Source organism: Caballeronia jiangsuensis (genome assembly GCF_046030135.1).
Taxonomy (GTDB): domain Bacteria; phylum Pseudomonadota; class Gammaproteobacteria; order Burkholderiales; family Burkholderiaceae; genus Caballeronia; species Caballeronia jiangsuensis.
In genome coordinates, this window is the sequence record NZ_JAQQDB010000014.1 from 135,268 (window position 1) to 148,556 (window position 13,289).

Genomic DNA, 13,289 nt, shown 5'->3' on the forward strand with positions numbered 1-13,289 from the left:
ACATTCAAACATTTAATTTGTCGATACCAACCGTCTCCGATATTTTGTACAGGTCCACCACACCGAGGACCCCACAACCCAACGCCGCAACCGGTTCAGGGCGCGTTGAAAAGGTCCCGAATCACTGAGGCACAAGCATGTTCGACCGCGTCTTCGTCAATGCCATCGACGCCGATGGCAATCCATTGAATCTCGCGGTAAAAGACGGCCGCTTCGCCAGCATCGGCTCGCAGCGCATCGAAGCGCGCGCCGAAGAAGTCATCGACCTCAAAGGCCATCTCGTCCTGCCCGGCTTCGTCGACGGCCACATTCATCTCGACAAGAGCTTCGTGGGCGATGGCTGGCGCCCTCATCGCTCCGCCGCGAGCCTGCGCGAGCGTCTCGCCATCGAAAAGCAGGAACTCGCGCGCGCACGTCCCATCGCCGAGCGCGCGGACGCGCTGATTCGTCAGGCCGCATCGTTCGGCACCATTGCCATGCGCAGTCATGTCGATGTCGACGCCACCACGGGTCTCACGAATCTCCACGCCGTCATGGAAGCGCGCGAAAAATGGCGCGGCCTCGTCGATATCGAACTCGTCGCGTTTCCCCAGGCGGGCGTCGTGTCCTGTCCGGGCACCGCGGACATTCTCGATGCAGCGGCGCGTGAAGGCGCTCAGGTCGTCGGCGGCATCGATCCGACGACACTCGACGGCGACGCCGACGGCCAGCTCGATATCGTCTTCGGCATCGCCGGAAAGCGTGGCGTGAAAATCGATATCCATCTGCACGAACCTGACCAGCAAGGGATCGACCAATTGCACCGGATCGCCGCGCGCACGAAGGCATCCGGACTGCATGGCCGCGTGACCGTCAGCCACGCCTACGCTCTGGGCGATGTCGCGCCCGACGTGGTCGACCGTGTCGCGTCGGCGCTGGCGGATGCCGGCGTATCGATCATGACCAACGCCCCCGGCGATCGCGCGTTCCCGCCCATCCTCCGATTGCGCGCGGCAGGCGTGCGCGTCTTCACCGGCAACGACAACATCCAGGATGCCTGGTGGCCGTACGGCAATGGCGACATGCTGCAACGCGCGATGCTGATCGGTTATCGCTCAGGTTTCTATACTGATGATGAACTGCGCGTCGCGCTGCACATGTCGACCGATGCCGGCGCCGCGGTGCTCGGGCACGACGCTTACGGTTTGAAGGCCGGTCACGACGCGACGTTCGTCATCGTGAAGGCGGCCAACGCGGCCGCCGCCGTCGCGGCCGTGCCAGCGGAACGCACGATCGTGCGCAGCGGAAAGTTCTGGGGCGATACGTCCCGCCTGCAATTCGAGTCCGGTCAAGCCGGACACCACCACGGCGTCGCGATCAGCACGGCGGCGTGAACATCAACGGAGACTTACGTATGTCAACGAATACCTACTACGCGCCTCACGGCGGTCATCCACCGCAGACAGAGCTGCTGACCGATCGCGCGATGTTCACCGAAGCGTATGCCGTCATCCCCAAGGGCGTGATGCGCGATATCGTCACGAGTCATCTGCCGTTCTGGGACAAGACGCGGCTCTGGGTGCTGGCGCGGCCTCTGACCGGGTTTGCCGAGACGTTCTCGCAATACATCATGGAAGTGGCGTCCGGCGGCGGCAGCGAAAAACCTGAACAGGACCCGAACGCGGAAGGCGTGCTGTTCGTCGTCGAAGGCGAAATCGAAGTGACGCTGCAAGGCAAGTTGCACGTGCTGAAGACCGGCGGCTATGCGTTCATTCCGCCCGGCACGAACTGGCAGTTGCGCAATCGTCACAAGGATACCGCCCGCTTCCACTGGGTCCGCAAGCACTATGAAGCCGTGGATGGCGTGCCGCTTCCCGAAGCCTTCGTGACGAACGAGCAGGACATCGAGCCGATCGCCATGCCCGGCACCGAAGGACGCTGGGTGACGACGCGCTTCGTCGATTCCAGCGACATGCGTCACGACATGCACGTGAACATCGTCACGTTCCAGCCCGGCGGCGTCATCCCGTTCGCGGAAACGCACGTGATGGAACACGGTCTTTACGTGCTGGAAGGCAAGGCGGTGTATCGGCTGAATCAGGACTGGGTCGAAGTGGAAGCCGGCGACTTCATGTGGCTGCGCGCATTCTGTCCGCAAGCGTGTTATGCGGGCGGGCCGAGCCGCTTCCGCTATTTGCTGTACAAGGACGTCAACCGGCACATGAAGCTGACGCTCAACGCGCCGCGTTAATCGTCAGCGATGCGGCACGCCTGCTGCTCAGGCGTGCCGCATCGGCCCGGCATCAATAGTGGCTGTGCCCCCACAACGTTCGCGGCGCGTCGAACAGATGACGCAAGCCCGCGCGCTCGAACGTGCTATCCGCAACCTGCGAGACGCGTTCGAGTATCTCCCCTTCATCAACCGACAGCACCCGGTAATCCTCCATCAGGACCTTCCCGCCGACCATCGTCATGCACACGTCGCCCGCATTCGCGAAGCACGTGACGCGATAGACCGGCATGTTCATCGGCATCAGATGCGGCTTGAACAGGTCGATGAGAATGATGTCGGCCTGCTTGCCCGCTTCGAGCGAACCCAGTTCATGGTCGAGTGACAAGGCGCGGGCCGCGTCGATGGTGACCATCTCGAGCACCTTGCCATGCGGAAGCACATCCGGATCGCGGAAGTGCCGTCGATGGTAATGCATGCACTGCCACATATGACGGAACATGTCATAGCCTCTATCGGGCGCAGCACCGTCGGAGCCGATCGCCACCGTCACGCCCGCATCGATCAGTTCGGGCACCGGGCAGCGTCCGATGATCGACATGATCGCGCTCGGGTTATGCACGATCGAAGCGCCCGTCTCCACGCACGCCGCGATGTCCGCCTCCGTGAGATCGATCGCGTGCGACATAAACGACTTCGCGTTCAGCAATCCCAGCTCGCGATGCGCGAAATCGAGCGTGCCCGCGCGATGACCATCCTGCGTGAAACTCAGGTTCCGTTCGCGCGCCATCGACATATAGCGCTCCGCCTCGCGCCGATAGTCGCCTTCATATTGCGCGACCTCGGGATAATGCTCCGGCGCGAACACGGGCAACATCAACGCGATCTGAATGCGGCCATCGGCATCGCCGTGACATGCATCGACGATGTCCTTGCACACGTCGAACATGCGTTCGAAATCTACGTCGTAAGTCTCGCTCTGTCCACTCGCGCCGTGCCGTGTATAAGGACGAGGCGCGGGCGGACGCGACGGACCGACCGCGACGATCGATCGTGTGCCCGTCCTGACCACCGCGTCGCAATGACGCCGTGCATACACGGGATCATCGACACGCATGATCGAATCGCCGCCTCCCAGTAGCGAGACGCCTGTCGTCACACCCGCCTTCAGACGTTCGAGCGCCGCCAGATGCGACTCCGTTTCCCAGAAGGCTTCGTCGGAAGCGCGTGTGTAGATCGCCTCGCATGCCGCCGTCCATGCATCGCCGTCCGCGCCGCCGATCGTTCTGAGCATCGCGTGCCCGGCGTGAGCGTGCGCATCGATCAGGCCGGGCAATACGGCCTTGCGGCGTGCATCGATCACACGCGCTGCCCGGTATCGCCGCGCGAGCTCGCTCGTTTCGCCGACAGCGACGATGCGATCGCCCTTCACCGCCACCGCGCCATCATCGATGACACGGCGCGACGGATCCATCGTGATGACGCAGCCGTGCTCGATCAGTATGTCGACGTGTTCATGTTCGTTCATCACGTGAGCGCTCCGTCACGCGCCACGATGCGGCCGCTCGCCACGACGAGCTTGCGCACCGGCCGCGACGCCACCGCATGCGCGACGGTCTGCGCATCGACCAGAACGAGGTCCGCGCGCGCGCCCGCGTGCAGCCCGTAGTCGGCGAAACCGCAGCCGCGCGCGGCAGCCTCGCTGACGCAATCGAACGCGATCATGAGATCGTCGTCGCGACGCAGGTCGTAGCGCATGCCGATCAGCATCGCGCGTTCGAGCATGTCGGGAACACCATACGGCGACCACGTGTCGCGAATGCCGTCGTTGCCGCCGAACATCGTGATGCCCTTCTCGCGACAAAGTTTGAGCGGCGGAACCGTGCGCGAAGGCGGCGCGCTCGTCAGCAGCGCCACGCGCAACCGGGCGATTCGATCCAGCAGCGCATCGCGTTCGCGCTCCGGCAACGCGCCCAGACAAAAGCCATGACTGACGACCACCCTGCCCTGCATGCCCATCGTCTCGACGCGGTCGAGCAGCAGCTTGAGCGCGAATGCGCCGACTTCGCCGGGCTCGTGCAGATGGATATCGATCGGCTTGCCATGACGTTCCGCGAGCGCGAAAGTCGCATCGAGCGATGCAACGGGATCGCCGTCGATCAACGCGGGATCGAGCGCACCGAGAACATCGGCGCCTTCCGCGAGCGCGCTGCCGAGCAATTCGACCGTGCCGGGACGAATCAGCATGCCCGACTGCGGAAACGCGACGATCTGCATCTCCAGCGTGTCGCGCATCGTCTGCCGCGTCGCGAGCACGCCTTCGAGGTAGCGCAGGCGCGCATCGGTATCGATATCGACATGCGTGCGCAGACGCGTGGTGCCCGCCTGCACGAATGCGCGCGACAGCGCGAGCGATTGCGCGGCCGCATCGTGTCCCGATGTCTTGCGCCACTCGCGTTCGTTGCTGATGCGATCGGTGAGCAGCGGGCCGACTTCGTTGCGATACCACGGACGGCCCCAGTTGCTCTTGTCGATGTGCGTGTGGCCTTCGACGAAGCCCGGCAACAGCAGCGCGCCGCCGCCATCTTCGACATGCGCGCCGGGCGGCGCCGAGACATTCGCGCCGAGCGCTTCGATACGGCCATCGACGACCGAAACGGAGACGGCCTGGTCATCGGCCAGCCGGACATTGGAAAGGTAAAGAGAGCGAGTCATGTTTGTCATGCCGACCCTACGGCAGTATCGATACGCGCCCGCAGCAAACGTTGTGCGGCGCTGATTGCAACGAAGACCACGGCGTTCGCGAACAGCGCGACGAGCCCCATGTTGATGGACGTGAACGCGAGCGGCGCGTTGGGAAACGCGGTCGCAAGCGTCATGCCGCCCCAGCTCGACAGCCCGAGCACGACGCCGCCTGCCGCGATGCCGCCGAACGCCGCTTCGCGCGTGCCGAACGGGCGCTTGAGAAAACTCGATGCGAGCATCGGCACCAGTTGCGTAAGCAGGCTCGACGAGAAGATCGCGAGCGCCACGAACGTCGCACCGCCGCGCAACACGAAAAAGACGACGACCAGCGTGAACAGCGGCAGCGCGATACGCGCGACGCGGGCCACTTCCCTGTCGGTCGCCTGCGGTGCGAAGCCTTCGCGATAGATGTTACGCGCGATCGTCGTCGATGCATTGAGCATGATGAGCGAGCCCGGCACCAGTGCCGTGAGCAGCCCCGCCCCGCCGACGATGCCCACGAACCACGCCGGGAAAGTCTGCTTGACGAGCCGCAGCAGCGCGAGATCGGTTTGCGCACCTTCGAGCCCGTGCACGGTGAGCACGGCAGCGAAGCCGACGAGGAACAGGAACGCGATGAGCACCTGATAGATCGGCATCAGCACGACGTTCTTGCGCAGCGCCGATGCATCGCGCGCCACATAGACCGCCGTGAAGCCGTGCGGATACAGGTAGTAGCCGAGCGACGTGAGCAGCAGCGTCGAGTTGTACCAGCTCAGATTGAAGCCATGCTCGGGCATGCGCAGCAGTTCCGGATGCACGGCATCGATGCGCGCGAACATTTCGCCGAAGCCGCCGAAGTAATGCAGCGGCAGATAGGTGCCGAGAAAGATCGCGAGGCCGAGAATCAGCACGTCCTTGAAGATCGCGATGCTCGCCGAGCCGTGAATGCCCGAGACCGTCATGTATGCGACCATCAGCACCGCGCTGATCCAGATAGCGGTGTTCTGCGAGATCAGCCCATACGACATCTCGGAGACGATGATCCCGAGCCCGCGCAACTGGATGATCAGAAGCGACACCATCGCGAGCACGGCCACGATCGAAACCAGCACGCCGATCACGCGGCTATCGTATTTCGATGCGAAGTAATCGGCGAACGATACGAGGTTGCGGTCCTTCGCATAGCGCCAGATGGCGGGCAGCATCCAGTAGCCGAGCACATACGCGAGGCACCCGTACGACAGGATATAGAACGCCGGCACGCCCTTGCTATAGGTCCAGCCGCTCGCGCCGAGGAACGAGAATGTCGAGAAGGCCTCGCCCGCCATCAGCAGGAAGGTCAGCAGCGAGCCGAAGCCGCGTCCGCCGACCGCCCATTGCTCCAGGCTGAGCTGCTTTTTTCCGCGACGCGCGTACCGGCCCACGGCCAGCGCGAAGATCGCGAACAGAACGATGATGATCAGCGACGCGTTCATTGCGATCCTCCCGCGCGTGCGCTCGAATTCGCCGCTTCGTCGCGGCTGTCGAGGCAATAGATGAGCGCAAGGATCGCAGCCGTCGCCGCCATCCAGAAGAGATTCCACACCAGCAGGAAAGGAACGCCGAAGAGAAGCGGCGTATGCGCGGCGAGCGAGCCGCCCGAGTAGAGACCGATGAACGGCAGCGCGGCAAGAAGAATGCGGAGTTTCATGAGGTTCCTCGCATGACCTGTCAGAACTTCTGACGCAGACCGGCGACGAACGCCAGTTGTGAAGTCGTCGACGACGGCGCGGCGATTCCATCGATCCATGCATGACCGATGCCAGCCGTCGCCTTCTGATAAAAGCCGTTCACATAGACGTCCGTGCGCTTGGACAACAGATATTGCAGACCGCCCGAGACCTGATGATAGTGCCCGCTCGTATCGCCTTGCGACGCCTGCGTGTAGGTATAGCCGACAGCCGCGATCAGCGCCGGCGACAGCGAATAGCGTACGCTGCCTTCGTAGTTGCCGAAGCGCAGCGCGCCGCCCGAGACCATGTTGAAGTCCGTGCCCGTGTAGAGCAGCCCGAGCGTCGCGGGACCGAATGTGTAGGTGCCGCCCGCGCCCCAGATCTGCTGGCGGGTCGCGTCGACGAGACGTGTTCCGAAGACCGCGGCGCTCGGCGCGTAGTAGTTGTCGGATGCGACGGCGCCCACGGCGCTGCTCGCGGGCTGATTCATGCGCGCGTAGGCCGCGCCGAGATTGACCGGCCCGCTCGTATAACTGAGACCCGCGCTCCAGCTATTGTTGGCCGCAAAGCCGGTGGAATTCGAAAAGCCGTACATCGCGTTCGCCTGCAATCCCGCGATGATCGGCGAGACGTACTTGACGGCGTTGTTCGTGCGGAACGTGTTGTTGATGTCGTCGTTGTCGAACGGATGGGTCGAATACTGCGCGAGCGTGTTGCTGATCTGGATCGAACCGAGAATATCCTGGACCGTGTTGTACTGGCGGCCCAGCGTGAGCGCGCCGAGCTTCTCGCTGCTCATGCCGACCCAGGCCTGCCGGCCGAACATCCGGCCGGCCTGCATCGCCGTGCCGTTCATGACGTTGAAGCCGTTCTCCAGCTTGAAATTCGCTTTCAGGCCGCCGCCGAGATCTTCCGATCCGAGCAGGCCCCAGCGCGGTCCCGACTCGTTACCGCCCGTCGCCTGCCATGCCGAATGGCCTTGCTGATTATTCGTGTACGTGATGCCGCCATCGACGATGCCGTACAGCACGACGCTCGATTGCGCGCCCGCCGTGCCTGCCAGCACCATGCCGGTACCGGCCGCCACGAGCGATATCCTCCAGGTGTTCACTTGCGCTTTCTTCATCCTTGTCTCCGGGCATATGTCTCGTCACGCGGTTTTTCGCCTGCGTTCGAGCCTTTTTGTCTGACGTCGAAGGGTGATGGCTAGCCATTCGCATCAACGTCGGCTGATGTTATCCATGTCCCCTTGTATTCAAAAATTAAATGTTCTAATAGGCGTCAGTTGAAAAGCGAATACCCGCAGACACGCGGCGGCTGCGCGATTGCCAGTGCCGGTCACGCGTGATAGAAGTCAGAGTCCGAATTCAACGATCAACTGGGTCGATGAAACACGTTCCCCAAGCACGCACCCCGCTCTTCGATCTGGATCTGCTGAAAGCCATCGTCATGGTGGCGGATTGCGGCACCTTCACCGCGGCGTCCGCACGGCTTCATTCGACGCAATCGACCGTGAGCCAGAAGGTGCGTCGACTGGAGGAGATGGCGGGTCACAAGTTGCTCGAACGCGGCAGCCGCGACGTCCGTCCGACCGACGCCGGAGAAACCCTGCTCGCGTACGCACGCCGGATGCTCGCGCTCAACGATGAAATGATCGAGGCGCTATCGGGCGCGAACGTGGGCCTGACAGTGCGTCTCGGCGTGCCGGAAGACTTCGTCGGCGGGCCGACCACGCATATGCTGGCCGCGTTCAATCGCAAGCATCCGCAGGTGAAGCTCGAAGTGACGAGCGGGCTCAGCCGCGACATCAGCGCCAGCTACGATCGCGGCGACCTCGACCTGGTTCTCGTGAAGCAGCGACGCAATAGCCGCGAGGCGGTCGCGAGCTGGCCGGAGCAGCTTCGATGGATCGACAGCGCGAAGAATCCCTCGTTCGGCCTGAACCCGATTCCGCTCGTCGCGTTTCCGCCGCGCGGGCTTTATCGCGACGACATGACCAACGCGATCGAAAGCATCGGGCGGCGCTGGCGGCTGAGCTTCATCAGTTCGAGTCTGAGCGGCATTCAGGCAGCCGTCGCCGATGGTCTGGGAATCAGCCTGCTTCCGGCGCGGGCCGTTTCGCCGGATCACGTCGTGTTGACGGCGAAGAACGGGCTGCCGGCCATCGAGACGATGGATATCGCGTTGCTGCATCGTCCGACCGCTGACACCGTCGTCAAGGAACTCGCGCGGGCGTTGTCGCGAATGTTCGGCCCGCAGCGGCGATAGCCGCCGGGTTGACAGGCTGGTCGAGCGAAAGACGATTAGTTGCGTTGCTATTTCACCCATCCGCGCTCGATGAGCGGCACGTCCCACACCGGCTCCGGGCCCAGCCGCTCGGCGAGAAACTCGACCAGCGCTTTCACCTTGAGCCCCTGACGTTGCGTCGCCGGATAGACGGCGGCGAAGTTCATCGGCGAGAGCGCATAGTCCGCGAGAATCGGCACGAGCGAACCATCGAGCAGCGACGCGCTCGCCACCAGCGTCGGCAGGCACACGACTCCGCCGCCCGTCAGCGCGTAGTCATGGAGCAAATGGACGGAATTGGAGCGGATGATGCCGGGCAATTCGATTTCCACGACCTCGTCGCCGCGCGTCATCGTCCAGCGATTGCGCGACGGATAGCCCGAGTAGAGCGCCGTCCGGTGATCCAGCAGTTCACGCGGATGGCGCGGCGCGCCGTGCTCCTGGAGATACGAAGGCGAGGCGCAGAACAATCGCCGGACGGTGAACAGACGCCGCTCGATCAGCGATTCGGAGATCGCCGGAAAAATCTGGAACGCGACGTCGAAGCCCTCTTCGATTGGATCGACGACACGATCATTGACGATCACGTCGAGCTGGATGCCGGGATAACGTCGATTGAATTCGGCAAGCGACGCGCCGAAGTGACCGAGCGCGAAGCCCGGCAGCATCTGGATCCGCAGGCGTCCGGTCGGGGTCGCGCGCAACTCGCGCATCTGGTCGGTCAGTTCGTTGACGCGCCCCACGACCTCCGCGCAGTCCCGATAGAACGCCTCGCCGACATCGGAAAGCCGCACGTGCCGCGTGCTGCGGTGAAACAGCGGCACGTTGAGAAACTTCTCCAGTTGCTGGATGCGCGTGGTGACCACCGAACTGGCCACCCCGAGCTGGCGCGCCGCCTCCGCGAAGCTGCTGGTCTCCGCAACCCGCACGAAGGCCTCGATGCTGAGAAAACGATCCATGCCGGTCCCTTTCGGTCGTGTCCAGCATGTCAGTGTATCCAAAGCGCGCAAGGCTCCGGGACAGCCTTCTTTACTCGGGCTGCTCGACTCCGGTGAACTCCGCCGCCCCCGACTTCCGGCGCACTTTGGCGGGCGCGGTTTCTTCGAGCAGCAGGCTCACGCCGATGCCGAGCAGCACCGCGCAGATCGGCAGCCAGAGAATATTCTGGATACCGAAGCGTGTCGCGACGAACCCCGCGAGCGCCGGCGCCACGCCGCCGCCGAAAATCTCGCCCGCGCCGACGACGATCCCGATCGCGGTCGACACCATGCCCACGGGCGCCGCCTCCGTCGCGACCGGCCCGGAAAGCAGCGCGACGAGACCCAGCGTGAAGAAGGACGCGACGAACAGCACGATGAACAGGATCAGCGGCTGCGCGCCGAGTCCGCGAAACACGTACAGCATGACCGCCGTCCCCGTGAAACCGGCGATGCTCGCGAGCCGCCGGCCGACGAGATCGGACAGCCCCGGCAGACCGAACTGCCCGACGAAGCCGCCGAAGCCGATCGCCGACACGACGATGCCCATGCGCTGCGTGTCCAGCGCGAGGTAGTCGGTGAGATAAAGCGGCAGCATCGCGCCCAGCACGAAGACACCCGTCATCGCACAGAACAGCGCGACCATGGCGACGGGAATGTTGCGACGCTTCAGCACGTCGCGCCAGTTGCCCTGCGCGGCCGGCGTCTTCGGTTCCACGGCCGGCAACTCGGCCGTTCGCGGCTCGCGAATCACGAAGAACATCAGCAGCCCGAGAATCAGGCCGGGAATCGAGACGAGCGCGAAGACCCAGCGCCACGAGACCACGCCGAGCAATTGCGTCGCGATGATCGGCGAAAGCGCGAGCCCGAAGAGCGCGAATCCGCTTTGCTGAAGCCCGAGATTGAAGCCGCGCCGCTTCGGATGAGAAGCGTCCGCGGTCGCGGCGAAGCTCGTCGGACAGAACGAGCCTTCGGCGACGCCCATCAGCGCGCGCACGGCGAGCAGGCTGGCGAGACCGCCCGCGACGCCGGAGAAACCGGATAGTAGCGAGAAAGCGATGATCGCGGGAATCAGCACCTTGCGCCGCCCGATCTTGTCGGAGATGCCGCCCATGAGCGCGGCGAACACGCCCCACGAGAGACCCAGTATGCCGATGCAGTTGCCGACGTCCTGCGCGGTGAGATGCAGGTCCTTCATGATCGCCGGGAAGAGCGGCGCGATCAGCCACCGGTCGAGGCCGACGAGGCCGAATCCGAGCGCAAGCAGCGTCACGGCTTTCCATTCGTAGGACGTATCCCACCGTTTCGAGGTCATCTCTGTCTCCTGAGTCAGAATCGCCGGCGGGTTCGTCGCAGTGCGGCCTCGCCGACGGAACAGAGAGTGACCCAGACGCCGTTTGAAAAGAACTGCCGAAAGGGCGAACGCGTCATTTGCGAAATGCAAACAATGGCGGAAGCGCAGTCGTCGCCGGGTTCGGACGAGGCGGGCCGAGCGGATTTCGGCCTAACTAGGGATACTTCGGATGGACGCCCCGTGCATGCAGTAATGTTCAGCCACGGGCAGAAGGAGGACGCAACATGAGAAAGCAACTGAAAATCCGCTCGATGGTCCCGGCGCTGGCGATCACGCTGGCCGGATGCGCCGCGAGCGGCATGGAGCAAAGCGCAACGAACCTGAGCGCAGCGCAATGCCGCGACCTCACCGCGCTCAGAAACCACGCGCCGCCCACGCGCGAGCGCAACATGAGCGAACTGGCGGCGCTGGAGCGGGCGGGCTACGACCCGTCGAAGTTCTACGATCCGTACTATCCCGACGATCTGCACGCGGCGCAACGTCAGGTCGATCGCTGGTATCAGGCGGAGTGTCCCGAGGCGCGGCCGGATTGACGCGCAAAGGCTCCCGATATAATCGGCGTTCCGTCCAACGAGGTTATCGCATGAAATCAGTCATCGCTTTGCTTGCAGCATCGGCCATCGCATCGAGCGCGTTCGCCGCCAACGCCGTCGACAAATTGCCGTCGGGTGTCGTCGTCGAGCACCTGACACAGGGCACGGGCCCGCAACCGAAAGCCGACGACGTGGTGAGCGTCAACTATCGCGGCACGCTCGCGAACGGCACCGAGTTCGACAGTTCGGGCAAGCACGGCGGCCCCGCGACCTTCCCGCTCAACCGGGTGATTCCGTGCTGGACGCAAGGCGTGCAGAAGATCAAGGTCGGCGGCAAGGCGAAGCTGACATGCCCCGCCGCAACCGCTTACGGCGATCGCGGCGTGGGCGCGATCCCGCCGAACAGCGACCTGACGTTCGAAGTCGAACTGCTCGGCATCCAGAAGTAAGCTGCCTGGCGAAGGCGCGTTCGATTCACTCGCCGCCTTCGCCCCGCAATTGCGCAAGCGACGCACGTTGCTTGCCGTTCGCGTCGAAGTTGTCGTCGGCGAGCCAGCGCTCGAATGCGCGTCGAATGCGCGGCCAGTCCTTGTCGATGATCGCGTACCAGGCCGTATCGCGATTGCGTCCCTTGTAGACGATCGCCTGCCTGAAAATCCCCTCGAATTCGAAGCCGAGCCGCAGCGCGGCCTTGCGCGACGGCGCGTTCAGGCTGTCGCACTTCCATTCGTAGCGTCGATATCCCAGGTCGTCGAAGACATGCCGCATCAACAGATATTGCGCTTCCGTCGAAATGCGCGTCTGCTTGAGCAGCGGCGAAAACGTGACGCTGCCCATTTCGATGACGCCATGAACCGGCTCGATACGCATCAGCGCCAGCGTCCCGACTGCCTTGCCGCTCGCGGAATCGACGACGGTGTAGTGCAGCGGATCGTTGGACGCCGCGGCTTTGGTCAGATAGTCGCGGAATGCGTCGAAGTCCGTGAACGGTCCGACGAAGAGATACGTCCAGTCGCTGCCATCCGGCGCCTGTCCATAGGCGTCGAAAAGATCCGCCGCGTGGCGCTCCACGTCGAGCGGCTCGATGCGGCAATGCCTGCCGTCGATGCCGATGCGCGCGGGCCGCTCGCGCGCCGTCCACTCCGCCACCGCTTCGCCGATGGGCTGCCGATACTCGTTGGTTCTCGTCATGCGTGAAGGCACTCCGGTTGCATTGAAAAGGATGAGCTCACAGTCTAAAACCTCAGCCATCAAAACGGCCCGATTCTGAAATTTCAGAACGCTGCGCGGCCGCCCGCTGTCGTCACAAAAAAATCCACATCAAATCAGTGGCTTGGCATGTCGCATCCGCGCGTGTCCGTTGGCACGGCCCTTGCCTTGTCATAGGCATAGACCCCGCCGCGAACGCTCTTCGCCGCTCAGGGCCAGCCAACAACGGAGACGACATCTTGACCCTGCCATTGCCCCGGCGCGCACGCGCATTCTTCCGGT

The 13,289-nt window shown here is 63.7% G+C and carries 12 protein-coding genes and 1 pseudogene; 5 read left to right on the forward strand and 8 right to left on the reverse strand.

The genetic code is table 11. The annotated features are described in order from the left end of the window. Nucleotides 1-137: 137 nt before the first annotated feature. Nucleotides 138-1,373 (forward strand): amidohydrolase family protein, encoded by a 1,236-nt coding sequence (locus PQR08_RS17060; protein WP_250486687.1) that lies wholly within the window; start codon nucleotides 138-140, stop codon nucleotides 1,371-1,373. Nucleotides 1,374-1,393: 20 nt separating this feature from the next. Then, nucleotides 1,394-2,230, forward strand: coding sequence for a bifunctional allantoicase/(S)-ureidoglycine aminohydrolase (locus tag PQR08_RS17065; protein ID WP_035503772.1), 837 nt, complete (start codon nucleotides 1,394-1,396; stop codon nucleotides 2,228-2,230). A gap of 52 nt (nucleotides 2,231-2,282) precedes the next feature. On the opposite strand, the gene PQR08_RS17070 is transcribed toward PQR08_RS17065, so the two are convergent. The 5 genes from PQR08_RS17070 to PQR08_RS17090 are packed head-to-tail and all read right to left on the reverse strand — an operon-like array spanning nucleotide 2,283 to nucleotide 7,774. After that, entirely contained in the window at nucleotides 2,283-3,737 is a 1,455-nt protein-coding gene (locus PQR08_RS17070) for an amidohydrolase family protein (RefSeq protein WP_250486720.1), read from the reverse strand. Then, complete coding sequence (locus PQR08_RS17075; RefSeq protein WP_250486688.1) at nucleotides 3,737-4,924, reverse strand: amidohydrolase family protein; 1,188 nt, start codon at nucleotides 4,922-4,924, stop codon at nucleotides 3,737-3,739. Before PQR08_RS17075 ends, PQR08_RS17070 begins: the two co-directional genes overlap by 1 nt. Before the next feature lie 5 nt (nucleotides 4,925-4,929). Continuing rightward, nucleotides 4,930-6,411: a sodium:solute symporter family protein gene (locus PQR08_RS17080; protein ID WP_408161853.1), complete on the reverse strand. Its 1,482-nt coding sequence runs from the start codon at nucleotides 6,409-6,411 to the stop codon at nucleotides 4,930-4,932. Beyond that, nucleotides 6,408-6,626: a DUF3311 domain-containing protein gene (locus PQR08_RS17085; protein ID WP_238212134.1), complete on the reverse strand. Its 219-nt coding sequence runs from the start codon at nucleotides 6,624-6,626 to the stop codon at nucleotides 6,408-6,410. The genes PQR08_RS17080 and PQR08_RS17085 overlap by 4 nt, the downstream gene beginning before the upstream one ends. Before the next feature lie 20 nt (nucleotides 6,627-6,646). Further along, complete coding sequence (locus PQR08_RS17090) at nucleotides 6,647-7,774, reverse strand: porin (RefSeq protein WP_408161855.1); 1,128 nt, start codon at nucleotides 7,772-7,774, stop codon at nucleotides 6,647-6,649. A gap of 260 nt (nucleotides 7,775-8,034) precedes the next feature. Between PQR08_RS17090 and PQR08_RS17095 the strand changes: the two genes are divergently transcribed. Then, a complete protein-coding gene (locus PQR08_RS17095) occupies nucleotides 8,035-8,916 on the forward strand; it encodes a LysR family transcriptional regulator (protein ID WP_238212133.1) in 882 nt (293 codons plus the stop codon). A 47-nt stretch (nucleotides 8,917-8,963) separates the two neighbouring features. Here the strand turns inward: PQR08_RS17095 and PQR08_RS17100 are convergent, their stop codons facing one another. Both PQR08_RS17100 and PQR08_RS17105 read right to left on the reverse strand, forming a co-directional pair. Continuing rightward, a complete protein-coding gene (locus tag PQR08_RS17100) occupies nucleotides 8,964-9,893 on the reverse strand; it encodes a LysR family transcriptional regulator (RefSeq protein ID WP_250486690.1) in 930 nt (309 codons plus the stop codon). A gap of 70 nt (nucleotides 9,894-9,963) precedes the next feature. Next, complete coding sequence (locus PQR08_RS17105) at nucleotides 9,964-11,226, reverse strand: MFS transporter (protein WP_250486691.1); 1,263 nt, start codon at nucleotides 11,224-11,226, stop codon at nucleotides 9,964-9,966. A gap of 263 nt (nucleotides 11,227-11,489) precedes the next feature. Between PQR08_RS17105 and PQR08_RS17110 the strand changes: the two genes are divergently transcribed. After that, nucleotides 11,490-11,798 (forward strand): DUF4148 domain-containing protein, encoded by a 309-nt coding sequence (locus tag PQR08_RS17110; protein WP_250486692.1) that lies wholly within the window; start codon nucleotides 11,490-11,492, stop codon nucleotides 11,796-11,798. A gap of 50 nt (nucleotides 11,799-11,848) precedes the next feature. Further along, nucleotides 11,849-12,247, forward strand: a complete 399-nt coding sequence (locus PQR08_RS17115) for an FKBP-type peptidyl-prolyl cis-trans isomerase (RefSeq protein ID WP_187606702.1) — start codon at nucleotides 11,849-11,851, stop codon at nucleotides 12,245-12,247. A 43-nt stretch (nucleotides 12,248-12,290) separates the two neighbouring features. On the opposite strand, the pseudogene PQR08_RS17120 reads toward PQR08_RS17115, so the two are convergent. Continuing rightward, nucleotides 12,291-12,989, reverse strand: a pseudogene (locus PQR08_RS17120) (GNAT family N-acetyltransferase); the annotation flags it as partial. Nucleotides 12,990-13,289 lie beyond the last annotated feature (300 nt).

Excerpts from the sequence above, each read along its gene's own strand:
- PQR08_RS17060 (WP_250486687.1), top strand. The coding sequence starts at position 138 with ATGTTCGACCGCGTCTTCGTCAATGCCATCGACGCCGATGGCAATCCA.
- PQR08_RS17065 (WP_035503772.1), top strand. The coding sequence starts at position 1,394 with ATGTCAACGAATACCTACTACGCGCCTCACGGCGGTCATCCACCGCAG.
- PQR08_RS17070 (WP_250486720.1), bottom strand. The coding sequence starts at position 3,737 with ATGAACGAACATGAACACGTCGACATACTGATCGAGCACGGCTGCGTC.
- PQR08_RS17075 (WP_250486688.1), bottom strand. The coding sequence starts at position 4,924 with ATGACTCGCTCTCTTTACCTTTCCAATGTCCGGCTGGCCGATGACCAG.
- PQR08_RS17080 (WP_408161853.1), bottom strand. The coding sequence starts at position 6,411 with ATGAACGCGTCGCTGATCATCATCGTTCTGTTCGCGATCTTCGCGCTG.
- PQR08_RS17085 (WP_238212134.1), bottom strand. The coding sequence starts at position 6,626 with ATGAAACTCCGCATTCTTCTTGCCGCGCTGCCGTTCATCGGTCTCTAC.
- PQR08_RS17090 (WP_408161855.1), bottom strand. The coding sequence starts at position 7,774 with ATGAAGAAAGCGCAAGTGAACACCTGGAGGATATCGCTCGTGGCGGCC.
- PQR08_RS17095 (WP_238212133.1), top strand. The coding sequence starts at position 8,035 with ATGAAACACGTTCCCCAAGCACGCACCCCGCTCTTCGATCTGGATCTG.
- PQR08_RS17100 (WP_250486690.1), bottom strand. The coding sequence starts at position 9,893 with ATGGATCGTTTTCTCAGCATCGAGGCCTTCGTGCGGGTTGCGGAGACC.
- PQR08_RS17105 (WP_250486691.1), bottom strand. The coding sequence starts at position 11,226 with ATGACCTCGAAACGGTGGGATACGTCCTACGAATGGAAAGCCGTGACG.
- PQR08_RS17110 (WP_250486692.1), top strand. The coding sequence starts at position 11,490 with ATGAGAAAGCAACTGAAAATCCGCTCGATGGTCCCGGCGCTGGCGATC.
- PQR08_RS17115 (WP_187606702.1), top strand. The coding sequence starts at position 11,849 with ATGAAATCAGTCATCGCTTTGCTTGCAGCATCGGCCATCGCATCGAGC.